General features: G+C 72.7%; 15 protein-coding genes and 1 pseudogene. 4 read left to right on the forward strand and 12 right to left on the reverse strand.

The features are described 5' to 3' along the window. Positions 1–29: 29 nt before the first annotated feature. From AC07F0_RS23375 to AC07F0_RS23385, 3 genes are all read right to left on the reverse strand, one after another. The gene (locus tag AC07F0_RS23375; protein ID WP_478981547.1) at positions 30–1904 is read right to left on the reverse strand and encodes a rhamnogalacturonan lyase; all 1875 of its coding nucleotides are present in this window, start codon (positions 1902–1904) and stop codon (positions 30–32) included. Positions 1905–2207: 303 nt separating this feature from the next. Beyond that, the gene (locus tag AC07F0_RS23380; protein ID WP_478981549.1) at positions 2208–2948 is read right to left on the reverse strand and encodes a class I SAM-dependent methyltransferase; all 741 of its coding nucleotides are present in this window, start codon (positions 2946–2948) and stop codon (positions 2208–2210) included. Between the two features lie 4 nt (positions 2949–2952). Continuing rightward, positions 2953–3258: a 4a-hydroxytetrahydrobiopterin dehydratase gene (locus AC07F0_RS23385; RefSeq protein WP_086563618.1), complete on the reverse strand. Its 306-nt coding sequence runs from the start codon at positions 3256–3258 to the stop codon at positions 2953–2955. A 129-nt stretch (positions 3259–3387) separates the two neighbouring features. On the opposite strand from AC07F0_RS23385, the gene AC07F0_RS23390 reads away from it, so the two are divergent. Beyond that, positions 3388–4194 (forward strand): helix-turn-helix domain-containing protein, encoded by an 807-nt coding sequence (locus AC07F0_RS23390; RefSeq protein WP_478981550.1) that lies wholly within the window; start codon positions 3388–3390, stop codon positions 4192–4194. On the opposite strand, the gene AC07F0_RS23395 is transcribed toward AC07F0_RS23390, so the two are convergent. Continuing rightward, entirely contained in the window at positions 4176–4601 is a 426-nt protein-coding gene (locus AC07F0_RS23395; RefSeq protein WP_478981552.1) for a hypothetical protein, read from the reverse strand. The two genes, AC07F0_RS23390 and AC07F0_RS23395, sit on opposite strands and share 19 nt — an antisense overlap. Positions 4602–4842: 241 nt before the next feature. Between AC07F0_RS23395 and AC07F0_RS23400 the strand changes: the two genes are divergently transcribed. Next, positions 4843–5706, forward strand: a complete 864-nt coding sequence (locus AC07F0_RS23400; protein WP_478981554.1) for a helix-turn-helix domain-containing protein — start codon at positions 4843–4845, stop codon at positions 5704–5706. A 5-nt stretch (positions 5707–5711) separates the two neighbouring features. Here AC07F0_RS23400 and AC07F0_RS23405 read toward each other — a convergent pair whose 3' ends face one another. Further along, on the reverse strand, positions 5712–5927 hold the full coding sequence (locus AC07F0_RS23405) for a hypothetical protein (RefSeq protein ID WP_478981875.1): 216 nt from the start codon (positions 5925–5927) through the stop codon (positions 5712–5714). 123 nt (positions 5928–6050) lie between these two features. After that, a pseudogene (locus AC07F0_RS23410) lies at positions 6051–6534 on the reverse strand (RNA polymerase sigma factor); the annotation flags it as partial. Positions 6535–6877: 343 nt separating this feature from the next. Here AC07F0_RS23410 and AC07F0_RS23415 point away from each other — a divergent pair. Continuing rightward, positions 6878–7360 (forward strand): nitrate reductase molybdenum cofactor assembly chaperone, encoded by a 483-nt coding sequence (locus AC07F0_RS23415; protein ID WP_478981556.1) that lies wholly within the window; start codon positions 6878–6880, stop codon positions 7358–7360. Between the two features lie 39 nt (positions 7361–7399). Here the strand turns inward: AC07F0_RS23415 and dnaK are convergent, their stop codons facing one another. The 6 genes from dnaK to AC07F0_RS23445 form a co-directional block, all read right to left on the reverse strand. Next, the gene (gene dnaK, locus AC07F0_RS23420) at positions 7400–9265 is read right to left on the reverse strand and encodes a molecular chaperone DnaK (RefSeq protein ID WP_478981558.1); all 1866 of its coding nucleotides are present in this window, start codon (positions 9263–9265) and stop codon (positions 7400–7402) included. Between the two features lie 60 nt (positions 9266–9325). After that, positions 9326–10066: a glycerophosphodiester phosphodiesterase family protein gene (locus AC07F0_RS23425; protein WP_478981560.1), complete on the reverse strand. Its 741-nt coding sequence runs from the start codon at positions 10064–10066 to the stop codon at positions 9326–9328. Beyond that, a complete protein-coding gene (locus AC07F0_RS23430; RefSeq protein ID WP_478981562.1) occupies positions 10063–10242 on the reverse strand; it encodes a hypothetical protein in 180 nt (59 codons plus the stop codon). The genes AC07F0_RS23425 and AC07F0_RS23430 overlap by 4 nt, the downstream gene beginning before the upstream one ends. Positions 10243–10402: 160 nt before the next feature. Next, positions 10403–10831 (reverse strand): OsmC family peroxiredoxin, encoded by a 429-nt coding sequence (locus AC07F0_RS23435; RefSeq protein ID WP_037668927.1) that lies wholly within the window; start codon positions 10829–10831, stop codon positions 10403–10405. Positions 10832–10987: 156 nt separating this feature from the next. Next, complete coding sequence (locus tag AC07F0_RS23440; RefSeq protein ID WP_478981564.1) at positions 10988–13057, reverse strand: phage holin family protein; 2070 nt, start codon at positions 13055–13057, stop codon at positions 10988–10990. Positions 13058–13154: 97 nt separating this feature from the next. Then, a complete protein-coding gene (locus tag AC07F0_RS23445; protein WP_436726229.1) occupies positions 13155–13556 on the reverse strand; it encodes a hypothetical protein in 402 nt (133 codons plus the stop codon). Between the two features lie 82 nt (positions 13557–13638). On the opposite strand from AC07F0_RS23445, the gene AC07F0_RS23450 reads away from it, so the two are divergent. Beyond that, entirely contained in the window at positions 13639–14412 is a 774-nt protein-coding gene (locus tag AC07F0_RS23450; protein WP_359192578.1) for an MBL fold metallo-hydrolase, read from the forward strand. Positions 14413–14423: the final 11 nt, after the last annotated feature.

Consider the following 14423-nt stretch of genomic DNA (forward strand, 5'->3'; position numbering starts at 1 on the left):
CCAAAGACGGCATACGCCCTCGCGCTTTCTCAGGGGGTGTGGACCGTCGGCCGGGGAGCCGTCGGCATCGCGTTGCCGATGAAGAAGCTGGGGTGCGGGGGCTGGTTGTACGCCGTGTTCTGCCAGGCCAGGGCCGTGCGGTACTGCGTGTCGTGGAGCAGGGTCGTGATCTTCGTGCTGGTCTCGTGCGGGGTCGAGTAGATGCGCAGCGCCGTGTTGTCGCTGGTGCGCCAGACGACCTCCTCGCGCCAGTCGCCCAGGATGTCGCCGGACAGGACGGGCGTGGACTTCGTGCCGTTGTTGGACGAGACGCCGGATCCGGTCAGCAGGCGGGTGTCGCCGGACGTGCCGTACTTGTCGATGCGGGTGCCGTCGAGGAGTTCGCGGACCGGGTCGCCGTCCCACCAGGACAGGAAGTTGATACTGGACGGTTCCCGGCCGAGCGAGGCGCCGGTGGCCGAGCGCAGGGTCGTGTCGGCGGCGGACCACGCCTCGGCGCCCGCGCTGCCGGCGTAGATGTCGGCGGCGACACCGCGGCCGTTGTCCGAGCCCGACGCCGTCTGCCAGAGGATCTGGCCGGTGCGGGCGTCGGCCATCCAGGAGCCGGGCTTGCTGGAGTCCTCGGAGACCTTGAAGTACTCCAGGCCCGCCCGGGAGGGGTTGAGGTCCCCGAGGTGGGCCGCGTCGCCGTGGCCCAGTTTGGTGGTCCACAACCCGTTGCCGTTGTCGTCGACGGTCATGGCGCCGTAGACGATCTCGTCCCTGCCGTCGGCGTCGACGTCCGCGACGGAGAGGCTGTGGTTGCCCTGACCGTCGTAGCCCTTGCCACTGTTGGTCGAGGAGGTGGTGTCGAAGGTCCAGCGGCGGGTGAACTGACCGCCTCGCCAGTCCCAGGCCGCGATGACGGTACGCGTGTAGTAGCCGCGCGCCATGATCAGCGACGGGCGGGCGCCGTCCAGGTAGGCCGTTCCGGCCAGGAAACGGTCCACGCGGTTGCCGTAGTTGTCGCCCCAGGAGGAGACGTTGCCCCGGCCCGGGACGTAGTCGACGCTCTGCATCGCCTTGCCCGTCTGCCCGTTGAACATCGTCAGGTACTCGGGGCCGGACAGCACGTAGCCGCTGGAGTTGCGGTGGTCGGCCGACGAGTTGCCGATGACCGCGCCGGTGCCGTCCCTGGTGCCGTCGGCGGTCTTCATGGCGACCTCGGCCTTGCCGTCGCCGTCGTAGTCGTACACCTGGAACTGCGTGTAGTGCGCCCCGGAGCGGATGTTGCGCCCCAGGTCGATACGCCACAGCCGGGTACCGTCCAGCTTGATGCCGTCGACGATCGTGTTGCCCGTGTAGCCGGACTGCGAGTTGTCCTTGGCATTGGTCGGCTGCCACTTCAGCACGATGTCCAGCCCGCCGTCACCGTCCAGGTCACCCACGGAGGCGTCGTTGGCCTCGTAGGTGTACGCCGAGTTGCCCGGGGCGGTGCCGCCCGCGGGCGGCGAGATCGGGACGTCCTTGTAGCCGGTGCGGAACTGGATCGCGTGCACCGAGTCGCCCTGCTCCACGCCGCTCACGATCGCGCGGACGGTGTAGTCGGCCTGCGAGGGGGCGCCGGAGTGGAAGTAGTTCGTGGAGCCGGTGATCGGAGTCGCGTTGACCTTCGTACCGGCCCGGTACACGTTGAATGACACGTCGTTCGGATCGGTGCCCAGCCAGCGCCAGCTGACCAGGTTGCCACTGCCGGTGTGGATGCTGACCACGCCCCGGTCCAGTTTCTCGGCCTGCCGGGCGGTGGCGGCCTCGGCCGTGTCGCCGGTGGCGAACGTGGTCAGGCCGGCGCCGGTGAGCGCCGCCGTGACGACGGCGACGGGCAGGAGCAGGCGGCGTCTGCGGTGCCTGTGCGGGTGCTTCACGGGACGGACCTCCTGAAAGGGCGGGCGGGTTCCGCCTCTCAGTCGCCGCCACGTGCACGGGAGTTGCCGTACCACTGCCCGTTCGGCCACGGCCCGGGCGATCCTCGACCGCAGTTCGTCCGGAGCCGGCACCTCGATGGCCGTGCCCAGGCGCAGGAACTCGGCGTGGGCGTGGTCGACGGACTCGCACCGACTTCCTCGACCCCGGCAGCGGCTGGGAGGAGTTCCCCGGCCGGAGCCAGTGCCGCCCGCTGTTCGACGGGGCCGCCGGCATCGACGCGTTCACCCGAGCTCTAGGCTCCCTCACGGCTTCCGGAACGCCCGGAGCGTGAAGTACGGGTCGGGGCGGGGTCTGTCCTGGTCGGGGAGTTCCGCCAGACGGGTGGCGAAGCCGTCGGCGAGCGGGTGACCGGGCGGCAGTGTGACGAACCAGCCTCTGCGCAGGTCGGCGACCGTGCGGCGCGGGCTGCGGCCCTGCCCGTGGCCGCGGAAGCGGGCCTGCCCGGCCGGGACCAGGCCGTGCGCGGCGGCGTGGGTCTCGACGTCCGCCACCGCGTCCCGGACCGGGCTGGGCGGGCGGGAGGACAGGACGACATCGATGTCACTGCCCACGTTGTGGGAGGCGGCCTTGTCGACCGTGGTGACCCAGACACCGCCGGGCCGCAGCACCCGCGCGCACTCGCCGACGATGGTCCGGACGTCGGCGGGCCCGGCGGCCAGGTGCAGCAGCCACACGCTGGACACGGCGTCGAACCCGCCGTCCCGGAAGGGCAGCCGGCGGCTGTCGCCGAGCACCACGGCACCGGGCAGCCGGGCGGCGGCCTGCCGGGCCATCGCCGGGGCGAGGTCCACGCCGGTCACCCGCATGCCGTCGCGCCCGGCAGCGAGCCGGCGGGTCACGATGCCGGTGCCGCAGGCGACGTCGAGCAGGCTGCGCGCGTCCGGCGGCACGAGGCTCAGCACCGCGTTCGCGGCGGCGGCCGCCCTGGGCTCACCGCCGCGCGAGGCGTCGTACCGCTCCGCTTCCTTGTCGTAGTCGAGCACCCGGTCAGTGTGCCCCGTGCCCGGGCGCCAGGTCCTCCACCCTGCGGGCGAGCTCGACGTCCTTCTCGGTGACGGCGCCGCCCGCGCTGTGCGTGTGCACGGACAGGGACACCGTGTTGTAGCCGAGCGTGAGGTCGGAGTGGTGGTCGAGCTCCTCCTGGACCTGGGCGATGTGCACGACCATCGCCGTCGCCGCGAAGTGCGAGCCGAGACGGTAGGAGCGGGTGAGGCGGTCCCCGTCGAGCGACCAGCCCGGCAGCTCGGCCAGCCGGTCCTCGACCTCCTTCTGCGACAGCGGTTCGACGGGCATGGGCAGCGCTCCTTCCCTGACGCGGGAGTCCTCTTCTCCCTTCTCAGCCTGCCACAGAGGGACGTCAGGGGCCCTGGTCACAGCGGTGCCGCCTGTCCGGCACGACCGGTTCTCGACTACGGTCCCGGCATGACCACTCATCCGTCCACCGCCGGCCAGGGCGTGGGCCCGCTGCTGCGGGCCTGGCGGGAACAGCGCCGGGTCAGCCAGCTGGAGCTGGCCCTGCGCGCGGACTCCTCGGCCCGGCACATCAGCTTCATCGAGACGGGCCGCTCCCGGCCCAGCGAGGAGATGGTGCTGCGGCTGGCCGAGCACCTGGACATCCCCATGCGGGAGCGCAACGCGCTGCTGCTGGCGGCCGGTTACGCCCCGCGCTATCCCGAGACGCCGCTGGACGACCCGGCGCTGGGCGCGCTGCGCGAGGGCATCGAACGGCTGATCGGGGGCTACGAGCCGTATCCGGCGCTGGTGGTGGACGCGGTGTACGACGTCGTGGCGGCCAATCGGGGGATCATGGCGCTGGTCGACGGCGTGGACGAGTCGCTGCTCGAACCGCCGCTGAACGCGATGCGGCTGGCCCTGCACCCGCGGGGCCTGGCGCCGCGCATCCGCAACCTGCGCGCCTGGCGCGGGCACCTGCTGGAGCAGATGGAGCGGCAGATCGCGCTGCACCGCTCCGAGCCGCTGCGAGCGCTGTACGAGGAGGTGGCGGCGTATCCGGTGCCCGACGCGGATCCGGCGGAGGAGTCCTCGGAGCCGGTGCCGTACTTCGCGCTGCCGCTGCGGATCGAGCACGAGGGGCGGACGCTGTCGTTCATCTCCTCGATCTCCACGTTCAACACCCCGATGGACGTGACCGTCGCCGAGCTGGCCATCGAGACGCTCCTCCCGGCCGACCCGGCGACGGTCAAGTACCTTCAGTCGCTCATGCCCTGACGGGCCCTCAGTGCCGTGTACTGGAGGACGGCGAAAGCAGCCACGACCAGGGCCTGGAGCACCGTCCACACGGCGCCCGCCGTGCTCGGCCTGAGCCACAGCGCCAGGGCCGCGAGGCTCACCGCCGCCCAGGCGAGGTTGGCCTCGACGACGGCCCGCACGCCGAGCGCCGGCGGCTTGCTGCGGGAGGCCAGCAAGCCCACGCCCGCCGCGTAGGCGATCAGGAACGCGCCCAGTGCGAGCAGCAGCGCGGCGTCCACGCCGAGGAAGCGGCCGAGCGGACCGGAACACGCGAGGTAGGCGAGCGCGTTGGTGCCGGTCACCACCGCGTCCAGGGCGAGGAAGCGGCGCAGCGCCGGCTGCGGCGCACTGGTCCGGGCTGGTGTGGCCAGCGGGGTCGCGGACATGGGGCATCACCCTCCGTCGGGTCGTGGTGCGGCAGCGGGTACCGGGCCCCGGGCCGGAGTGCGCCGGCCCGGGGCCCGGTGCGTTCACGATCCCGTCCCGGGCGCGCCCGGTCGATTACCCGCGGGGTAATGCCCCGGCGGCACGTCCGTTTCCCGCGATCTTCTCGCCCGCGGCCCTGTGAGACCCCCGTCGGAACGTGACAAACTGATCACAGGCTGGGGCACGTTGGGGAGGCGTGGCGTGAGTGAACGGCGGGCCGCACCGACCGTGGGCCAGGTGGTGCTGGGCAAGAGGCTGCAGGAGCTGCGCGAGGCGGCGGGCCTCAGTCGTGACGAGGCCGCCAGGGTGCTGCGCGTCGCCCCCGCGACGGTCCGGCGCATGGAGACCGCCGACGTCGCGCTCAAGATCCCCTACGTGCAGATCCTGCTGACGGCGTACGGCGTCGCCGAGGACGAGGTGACCGCGTTCGTCGAGCTCGCCGAGGAGGCGAACCGGCCGGGCTGGTGGCAGCGGTTCCACGACGTGCTGCCGGAGTGGTTCAGCCTGTACGTGAGCCTGGAGGGCGCCGCCCGGATCATCCGGTCCTACGAGCCGCACTTCGTGCCGGGGCTCCTGCAGACCGAGGCGTACGCGCGTGCGGTGCTGCAGGCCGGCACCATCGGGAACTCCGGGCCTCAGGCCGTGGAGCTGCACGTCTCGCTGCGCATGGAGCGGCAGCGGCTGCTGGATCGCCCGAACCCGCCGCACCTGTGGGTGATCATGGACGAGACGGTGCTGCGGCGGCCGGTGAGCGTCGACGGCCAGGTGATGCGGGACCAGCTGGACAAGCTGCTGGAGTACTCGGAGCGGGACCGCGTCACGCTCCAGATCGCCGAGTTCAAGGACGGTCCGCACCCGGGCACGTACGCGCCGTTCTCCCTGTTCCGCTTCGCCGAGCCCGAACTGCCCGACATGGTCTTCACCGAGTACCTGACCGGCGCGCTGTACCTCGACTCCCGCAAGGAGGTCTCCGCGCATCTGGAGGTCCTCGACCACATGACCGCGGGCGCCGCCTCGACGCAGCGCACCGAGCGGCTGCTGCGGGAGTACCGCGAGAGCTTCTGAGCGGTTCAGCGCCTGGCCGGCCGTGACAGCCATGTGGCGACCGCCTGCGCGATCGGCTGCCCGGTCTCCAGTTCCACGAAGCCGAACTGGCCGCTCTGGTTGCACTCGAGGAACCACCAGAAGCCGTCCTCGTCCTCGGCGAAGTCGAAAGCCGCGTACGCCAGTCCGGCCATGTCGACGTAGTCGTGCACCGACTTGCGGATGCGGTCGGGTGCCGGCACCGGTTCCCAGGTGTGCTGGGTGTCGCCGTAGCGTCCGTCGACCTGGTCCGGCTCGGCCGTCTTCCGTGCGGCGAACAGGCTGCTGCCGACGCAGGTCAGGCGAATGTCGGCACGCTTGGGGACCTCGGCCTGGTCCTGCGGCAGCCCGCGGACCAGTTCCAGGGCCCGCTCGTGGCGACGGCCTCCAGGGCCTGGTCGTGGGTGCTGCGCGGGCCGGGCAGGTCGAGTACGTCCTGCTCGATCGGCCCCGGCCGGGGCCGCGCGCGCTGGCGGCGCACATGGTCCAGTGCCCGGTGCCGGGCGATGGTGGCGGTCCAGCCGCGGAAACCCGCCCCGTCCCCCCGGAACCGTCCGAGGTCCCGGGCGATCTGCAGCCAGGCGTCGGACGCCACGTCCTCCGCGTCGTCGCCGACGAGTCCGCGCAGATAGCCGAGCAGTCCGGGCAGCACGAGCCGGTAAGCGACCGCGAAAGCGGTCTCGTCCCCGTCCTGGGCCAGCGCGACGGCCGCGCCCAGTTCCCCGTCGTGGGATCGTGCGTAGCGCGTTTGCCGTTCCTGGCTCAAGATCGTCCTCGTTCGCACCGGGTTCGTCTGCGAGTCCGTGCCACCGACGCGCCCCGCTCGCTGCGGCACCCTCATGGAGACAAGCGCGCGTCCTCACAGAACTGTCACAGCGCACCGACGGCCCCTCAGGTCGCAGGATGCCGGGTGACGTCCGGCGTGGGCCGTGCGCTGTGTGAGTGTCTGGTCCCCTGCCTCTCTCCCTGCCGCCTCAGCCTCCCCCCGGGGCGGGAGGGAGAGAACGGGACGGCCGGGCTCCGCCCACTGCACGGAGCCCGGCCGCTCCACACCCCCTTGCGTCCAGCCTGACCCGTACGGACCCCGTCGGCGGGTGTGCCCCCCTGCCCGCCCCTAGCGTCGGGATCGCGGGGCACACGCGAAGGAGGTCCGATGCCCGGATTCGAGGTGCTGTACCAGGCGGCGGCGCTGTGCCTGATGTTCCCCGACGACACCTTCCACGCCCGGCTTCCGCTGCTGCGCGAAGCCGCCCCGCAGCTACGGGAGTTCGCCGACCATGCGGCGCTCAGCCCACCGCGTGAGCTGGCGGCGCACTACGTCGAGGTCTTCGAGGCGGAGCCGGACCACAGCCTGTATCTCAGCGCCTGGCGCGAGGCGGCACCGACGCCCTCCGAGGAGCTGTACCGCGCGCACGGCCTGGAGACGACCGGCGAGGAACCGCCGGACTTCCTCCCCGCGGTCCTCGAGTGCGCGGCCCGCACCGGCGACACCCAGCTCCTGACGGACCACCGCGACGGTCTGGACCGGCTCCGCTCCAGGCTCACCCACTTCGGCACGCCGTACGCGACCGTCCTGGACGCGGTGTGCGTGACCCTGCCGCCCGCCGCGTCGGGCAGCCACGCCCCGCCGGCGTAGACCTGCCGATCCCGCCCTGCCTCGCCGTGCGGACACGGCCTAGGCGGCGCCGCCCTTCTCGTCCCGCCGGTCCTTCTCCTCGTCCACGATCTCCGCGTCGACGACGTCCTCCTCGTCCCGCGGGGTGCCGGAGGGTTCCCCGGTGGGCGTCTGCTGGGCCTGGGCGTACATCGCCTGGCCCATCTGCTGGCTGACCGAGGCGAGCTTCTCCACGCCGGCGCGCAGGGCGGCGGTGTCCGCCTGCCGTTCCAGTTGTTCCTTCACCTCGGTGATGGCGGACTCGACCTCGGTCTTCGTGTCGGCGGGGATCTTGTCGCCGTTGTCGCGCAGGAACTTCTCGGTCTGGTAGACGAGTTGCTCGGCCTGGTTGCGGGTCTCGGCGGCCTCGCGGCGTTTGCGGTCCTCCTCCGCGTACTGCTCGGCCTCGCGCATCATGCGGTCGATGTCGTCCTTGGGCAGGGCCGAGCCGCCGGTGACGGTCATCTTCTGCTCGCGGCCGGTCGCCAGGTCCTTCGCGGAGACGTGCATGATGCCGTTGGCGTCGATGTCGAAGGCCACCTCGATCTGCGGCACACCGCGCGGCGCAGGCGGCAGGCCCGTCAGGTCGAAGACGCCGAGCTTCTTGTTGTACGCGGCGATCTCCCGTTCGCCCTGATAGACCTGGATGCCGACCGAGGGCTGGTTGTCGGCGGCGGTGGTGAAGATCTCCGAACGCCGGGTGGGAATCGTCGTGTTGCGTTCGATGAGCTTCGTCATGATGCCGCCCTTGGTCTCGATGCCGAGGGACAGCGGGGTGACGTCGAGGAGCAGTACGTCCTTGACGTCGCCGCGGATGACGCCCGCCTGGAGCGCGGCGCCCACGGCCACGACCTCGTCGGGGTTGACGCCCTTGTGCGGGTCCTTGCCGGTGAGTTCCTTGACCAGGTCGGTCACCGCGGGCATCCGGGTCGAGCCGCCGACCAGGATCACGTGGTCGATCGCCGAGAGCTTCACACCGGCGTCCTTGACCGCCTGGTGGAAGGGCTCCTTGCAGCGGTCCAGCAGGTCGGCGGTGAGCTCCTGGAACTGGGCCCGCGTCAGCTTCTCGTCGAGGTGCAGCGGCCCCTCGGACGAGGCCGTGATGTAGGGCAGGTTGATCGTCGTCTCGGTGGAGCTGGACAGCTCGATCTTGGCCTTCTCGGCGCCCTCGCGCAGCCGCTGCACGGCCATCTTGTCGCCCGCGAGGTCGACCCCGTACTGGCCCTTGAAGCGCTTGACCAGGTACTCGACGATCCGCTGGTCCCAGTCGTCGCCGCCGAGGTGGGTGTCGCCGTTGGTGGCCTTCACCTCGATGACGCCCTCGCCCATCTCCAGCAGCGAGACGTCGAAGGTGCCGCCTCCGAGGTCGAAGACGAGCACGGTCTGGTCGTTCTCCTTGTCCAGGCCGTAGGCGAGGGCGGCGGCCGTCGGCTCGTTGATGATCCGCAGCACCTTCAGGCCGGCGATCTCCCCGGCCTCCTTCGTGGCCTGCCGCTGGGTGTCGTCGAAGTACGCCGGGACGGTGATCACCGCGTCGGTGACGTCCTCGCCGAGGTAGGACTCCGCGTCCCGCTTCAGCTTCTGCAGCACCCGCGCGGACAGCTCCTGCGCCCGGTAGCGGGTGCCGTCGATGTCGCCGTGGTCGGGGAAGCGCCAGTGCGCGTCACCCATGTGGCGCTTGACCGAACGGGCGGTGCGGTCCACGTTCGTCACGGCCTGCCGCTTGGCCACCTCCCCGACCAGCACCTCGCCGTTCTTGGCGAACGCCACGACCGAGGGTGTGGTCCTGGCCCCCTCCGCGTTGGCGATGACGGTGGGCTCGCCGCCCTCCAGCACGGCGACCACCGAGTTCGTGGTTCCGAGGTCGATCCCGACCGCACGTCCCATCGCTGTCCCCTTCCGCCAGGGCGCTCTCCCTTTCCAGCACAAATCTTGAGTGCGCTGTTGTCAATGGCGCGAGGGGGTGACCGGCCCGCGGAGCGCCACGGCCCGCCGGGGCCGGTCGGTGACGAGCACGTCCACGCGCGGGTGGGCGAGAAAGGCCCGCATCAGTGTGTCGTCGTTGACCGTCCACACCATGGTGAACAGGCCGCGGCGGGTCGCCTCGCGGAGCACGGTGGCCCTGGCCAGCCGCTGGTGCACGGCGACGCCGTGGGCCCCGCAGGCCCGGATGCGGCGCGCCGGGAACAGCTCGCTCAGCCGGGTCCCGGGCAACCGGGCCAGGGCCAGCTCCCTGCGGTCGCGCCCCAGGGACAGCGCGGTACGCACCCCGGGGAAGGCCTGCGCGACGGCGGCCACGGAGCAGTCCTCCAGTGACGTCACGACGAGCCCGTCCACGCCGAGCAGGGCCACCGCCCGGTCGATCACCTCCCGCTCGTAACCGGTCTCCTTCAGGTCCAGGTGCGCCACGAGCCTCCCGGCGATCAGCTCCATCACCTCGTCCACCACCGGCACGTCGTAGCCGGCCCGCTCGCTCAGCTCGGCGTGCGTGAGCGCGGCCGGCGGCGGCCCGGCCGGCCCGACCCGGGGGTCGTGGTAGACGACGAGGACGCCGTCCTTCGTGCGGCGGATGTCGAACTCGGCGTACTCCGCGCCGGACTCCAGCGCGTCCTCGTACGCCTCCCAGGTGGCGGGTCCGGCACGCTCGGAGCCGCCCCGGTGGGCGGAGACGGCGGGGCGTGGCGTCATGGTCGTCGGCTCCCGGAGGGCGAGCGCGGAGGCGGGACAGGTACGGGGGCGTCGTCGGAGGCCGCCAGCAGCGAGCCGGAGCGGGTGCTGATCCGTCCGAGCAGGACGTAGCCGATCAGGTCCAGGAGCACGAAGGGGAGCCGGGCCGGTACGTAGCAGGACACGGGTCCGGTCACGGGTGGCGGAGGCGAGCGCCGTCGCGCTGGTGGACGTTCCGGCAGCATCGCTTTCCTTCCGGACCGTCGGCGGCAGAGCGTCTGGTTCCTACCCCGGGCGCCGACGACGTCGCGCGGGCCGGCCCTGGTGGGCGGGCCCGCGCGACGTGGCTGGGGCAGGTCAGGCGAGCTTGGCGGTCAGGGTGATGGGCGTGGCCTTGAGGGCCTGGCTGACCGGGCAGCCGACCTTGGCCTCCTCGGCGGCGGCGAGGAAGGCCGCCTCGTCCATGCCGGGGACGGTGCCCTCGACGGTGAGGTGGATGCCGGTGATGCCCTCGCCGGGCTGGAAGGTGACGTCGGCGGAAGTCACCAGCTTGGTCGGCGGGGTGCCGGCCTTGTCGAGGATGTTGGAGAAGGCCATCGAGAAGCAGCTGGAGTGGGCGGCGGCGATCAGCTCCTCCGGGCTGGTCTTCCCGCCCGGCTCCTCGGTGCGGGCCGCCCAGCTGACCGGCTGCTCGGCGAGGATGCCGGAGGAGTCGAAGGTGACGACGCCGTTGCCCTTGAACAGGTTGCCTTCCCACACGGTGTGTGCGGAGCGCGTGGCTGCCATGACGCATCCTTTCGATGAGTATCCGGAACCACGACCGGGTTCCTGGCCACCATCCGATCACACTCCCGCTCAACTCACGCGGAAGACCTGCCCTCTGACGCGAACGGCAGCCGCCCTGCGGGGTCAGGCACGCCGCTGCCCGGACGCGGCACGCTCTCAGGCGGCGCGCTCCTCGCTGGTCTCCAGCGGCACCTGGGGGCCGTCCGACTCGCGCATCCAGCGGCGCAGGACGCGGTGGACGTGCTCGGCGCCGACGAGTTCCTCCCTCTCGCCGACCGGCGCGGAGAAGCCGAGCGGCGACAGCAGGAAGGGCTTGCCCTGGGCGCCGCCGAGGCCGCCGTGGGAGCCGATCTGCTCCTCGAAGGCGAGGACTTCGCCGTCGGCCGGGTCGTGGAAGGAGTTGACCATGATGTCGGCGGTGTGCGGGAAGGAGTGGGTGCGGCGTACCGCGTCGGCGGCGCCCGGGCCGAACGGGGCGAGCGGGCCCGGGTTGTCGTCGAGGTCGGCCAGCGGTATCTCGGCGCCGTACGCGCCGAGGACGACCCCGCCATGCTCGTCGCTGCGGACCAGCAGGAAGCCGATGCCGGGGTGGTTGGCGAGGGTCGGCAGCAGCGCGGGGTGGCGGGCGTCGATCTCCTCCTTGCTCATGCGGTGCGTGACGTCCGGGAAGGAGACCAGGCCGAGGTTGCCGGAGGCCAGCACGATCGGCTCCGAGCGGCGTGTGGGGCGGTGTCGCTCGCCGCTCTCCTCGACGGGGATGCGCAGGGCGGCGCGCACGGCGGCGCGGGCCTCCGCCCCGCTGCGGGTGCGCTCCGCGCGGCGCGGCACGGGCAGCCCACAGCCGGCCCGCACCAGGTCGCCGAGGGTGAGGCCGTAGCGGGAGCGGAAGGTCTCGCCGGGGCTCTGGCCGTGGTCGGACAGCACGACGATCCGGTACGGGCGCGGGGCGTGCTCGGCGACGTTCTCGATCAGGGCGAGGGAGCGGTCGAGGCGTTCGAGGACCTTCCGCGCGTCGCGGCTCGCCGGGCCGGAGTGGTGGGCGACCTCGTCGTAGGCCACGAGGTCGGCGTAGACGGCGGTGCGGCCGGCGAGCATGTCGCCCGTCACGGCGGCCACGACGACGTCCCGCTCGACGACGGTCGCGAAGGCCCTCACGAGCGGGTAGAGGCCGCCGCGGGAGACGCGCGGGCGGTGCTTGCCGAGGCGGGCCCGGGTGGACTGGCCGACCTCGCGGCCCACCTCGGCGACGAAGGACAGGGCCGTGCGCACGGCGTTGGCCGGGTCGGAGAAGTAGGCGAAGTAGCCCGCGCGGGAGCGGTTCTCCCGGCTGCGGCGGGCGGCGACGGACAACACGAGGGCCTGCTGCTCGGCGCCGCCGCTGAACAGGTTGCCGCGGCTGGCGCCGTCGACGGCGAGCAGACCGCCGTGCCCCGCGTAGCCGACGGCGCGGCGCTGGAGTTCGGCGGCGCTGCTCGGGCGGTTGCAGACGACGACCTCGCGGGTGTCCTTCTCGTACCAGCGGAACGCCGGGACGTCGTGGTTGCTGCCGTGCAGGATGCCGAGCTGGCTGGCGCCGGTCTGGCTGGACCAGTCGGTGCGCCAGGGGGTGAGCCGGTGGGTGGGGCGGGCGCCGTCGCCGATGCCGAGCCAGCGGGCGACGGTGGGCATCAGACCCTCGGCGACCGCGTCCAGCAGGACGTCGTGGCCGACGCCGTCGAGTTGCAGGAAGACCGTGCCGGGGGTGGACGGGCAGGGCGGTTTGGACCTGCGGCGGCGGTCCGAGAGGCGGTACAGCCTGCGGCGGTAGGCGTCGTCGTCGCGCACGGCGAGGGCGGCGCCGGTGGCGGACGCCACGGCGGACATCACGGCGGCGACCACGACGGCGGTCTCCGGGGCGGCGGTGCCGCGCTCCCCGGGGTCGAGGCGCAGGGCGAGCAGTAGCAGCGCGCCGTTGAGGAAGAACACCAGCAGTCCGAGCACGAGCGCCGGTACGAGGAGCAGGAGCCGGACGAGCAGGGGCCAGACCACGGCCGACAGCAGACCGAAGGCGCCGGCGCCGAAGGCCGCCTTGACGGCGATGTCGGTCGCGCTGTCGCCGTCGGCCGAGCGGAGCCGGAAGTCGGGCAGGATCCCGGCGAGCACGAGCATGGTGAGGGTGGAGACCGCCCACACGGCGACGCTCCGCCCGACCTGACTGGCGACCCGCCGCCACCGCACGCCCCGCACGCCCAGCCACCTCACGTCCCGGCCCGTCGCGACCACGGACCCTCACCCACAGTGCCACAACGCTCCGCGGACGCCTGGTGTCCCCCGGACCGTCGCGTCAGCGCCCGTCGTAGCCGGCGGTCGGCATCGACAGCCGGCGGTGCACGCACGCCTTCATCGCCGCGTCGTAGGCCGGCTCCGCGTGCCCGACCGTCTCGACGCGTACCCCGCGCCGCGCGCACTCCGCGGTGAACTCCTCGACGGAGGCGAGCGCGCTCTCCAGCACTCTCCGGCTGGGTGCCACGAACAGGTCCAGGCCGGGGCGGACGCCGTCCCACAGCGCGCCGTGGTCGGGACGCAGCCCCCGGACCAGTAACTCCCGGCTGATCACATAGCCCCGCTCGGCGGCCCAGCGGGCGCACATCGCGTGCTGGCTGCGGGAGTCGACCAGGAACGGATCGTCGTCGAGCTCCTCCAGCGGCGTCAGACTCGCGATCGCCGTGACCCGGACCGGCCCCATGGCGTCCCCCTCACCTCCGGTTCAGCCGCCGACCCTACTCCTGCACGTAGGCTTCGGGGAGTCGCGCGAAGGAGGCAAAGAAGTGCCGGTGGAGATCACCTGGTGGGGTCACGCCACTTGCACGGTCGAGGACTCGAACGTACGCGTGCTCACCGATCCGCTGTTCGCGCGCCGGCTCGCGCACCTGCGCCGCCGGCGCGGAGACCTGCCGCCTCCCGGCGCCCGCCAGGCGGATGTCGCGCTGGTCTCGCATCTGCACGCCGACCACCTGCATGTGCCGTCGCTGATGCGGCTCGCTCCGGGCACGCGCCTGCTCGTGCCCCGGGGCGCGCGCCGGGCGGTGCCGGGACTGCGCCGGCTCGCGCACCTGCGGGTCAGCGAGGTGGCGCCCGGGGACGAGACGCCGGTCGGCGACATCGTCGTACGGGCCGTGCCCGCGCGGCACGACGGACGCCGGCTGCCGCTCGGACCGCACCGCTCCCCCGCGCTCGGCTACGTCGTCGCCGGCGAGGCCCGGACGTACTTCGCCGGGGACACCGGGCTGTTCGACGACATGGCCGAGGAGGTCGGGCCGGTCGAGGTGGCGCTGCTGCCGGTGGGCGGCTGGGGGCCGTACCTGGGCGAGGGGCACCTGGACGCGGGCCGGGCGGCCCAGGCGCTGGCGCGGCTGGCGCCACGCAGTGCGGTGCCGGTGCACTACGGCACGTACTGGCCGATCGGGATGGACGCCGTGCGCCCCCACGAGTTCCATGCGCCGGGTGACGAGTTCGTGCGGCTCGCCGCGCGGCACGCGCCCGGCGTGGCGGTGCACCGGCTCGGGCACGGGGAGAGCGTGCGCCTCGAGGTCGCGCGGTGATCCCGACCGGG

It is taken from the genome of Streptomyces sp. NPDC045955 (genome assembly GCF_056430805.1).

Coding starts and splice junctions, on each gene's coding strand:
- dnaK (WP_478981558.1), bottom strand. CDS start 9,265: ATGGGACGTGCGGTCGGGATCGACCTCGGAACCACGAACTCGGTGGTC.
- AC07F0_RS23395 (WP_478981552.1), bottom strand. CDS start 4,601: ATGTCCGCGACCCCGCTGGCCACACCAGCCCGGACCAGTGCGCCGCAG.
- AC07F0_RS23390 (WP_478981550.1), top strand. CDS start 3,388: ATGACCACTCATCCGTCCACCGCCGGCCAGGGCGTGGGCCCGCTGCTG.
- AC07F0_RS23415 (WP_478981556.1), top strand. CDS start 6,878: ATGCCCGGATTCGAGGTGCTGTACCAGGCGGCGGCGCTGTGCCTGATG.
- AC07F0_RS23435 (WP_037668927.1), bottom strand. CDS start 10,831: ATGGCAGCCACGCGCTCCGCACACACCGTGTGGGAAGGCAACCTGTTC.
- AC07F0_RS23385 (WP_086563618.1), bottom strand. CDS start 3,258: ATGCCCGTCGAACCGCTGTCGCAGAAGGAGGTCGAGGACCGGCTGGCC.
- AC07F0_RS23425 (WP_478981560.1), bottom strand. CDS start 10,066: ATGACGCCACGCCCCGCCGTCTCCGCCCACCGGGGCGGCTCCGAGCGT.
- AC07F0_RS23445 (WP_436726229.1), bottom strand. CDS start 13,556: ATGGGGCCGGTCCGGGTCACGGCGATCGCGAGTCTGACGCCGCTGGAG.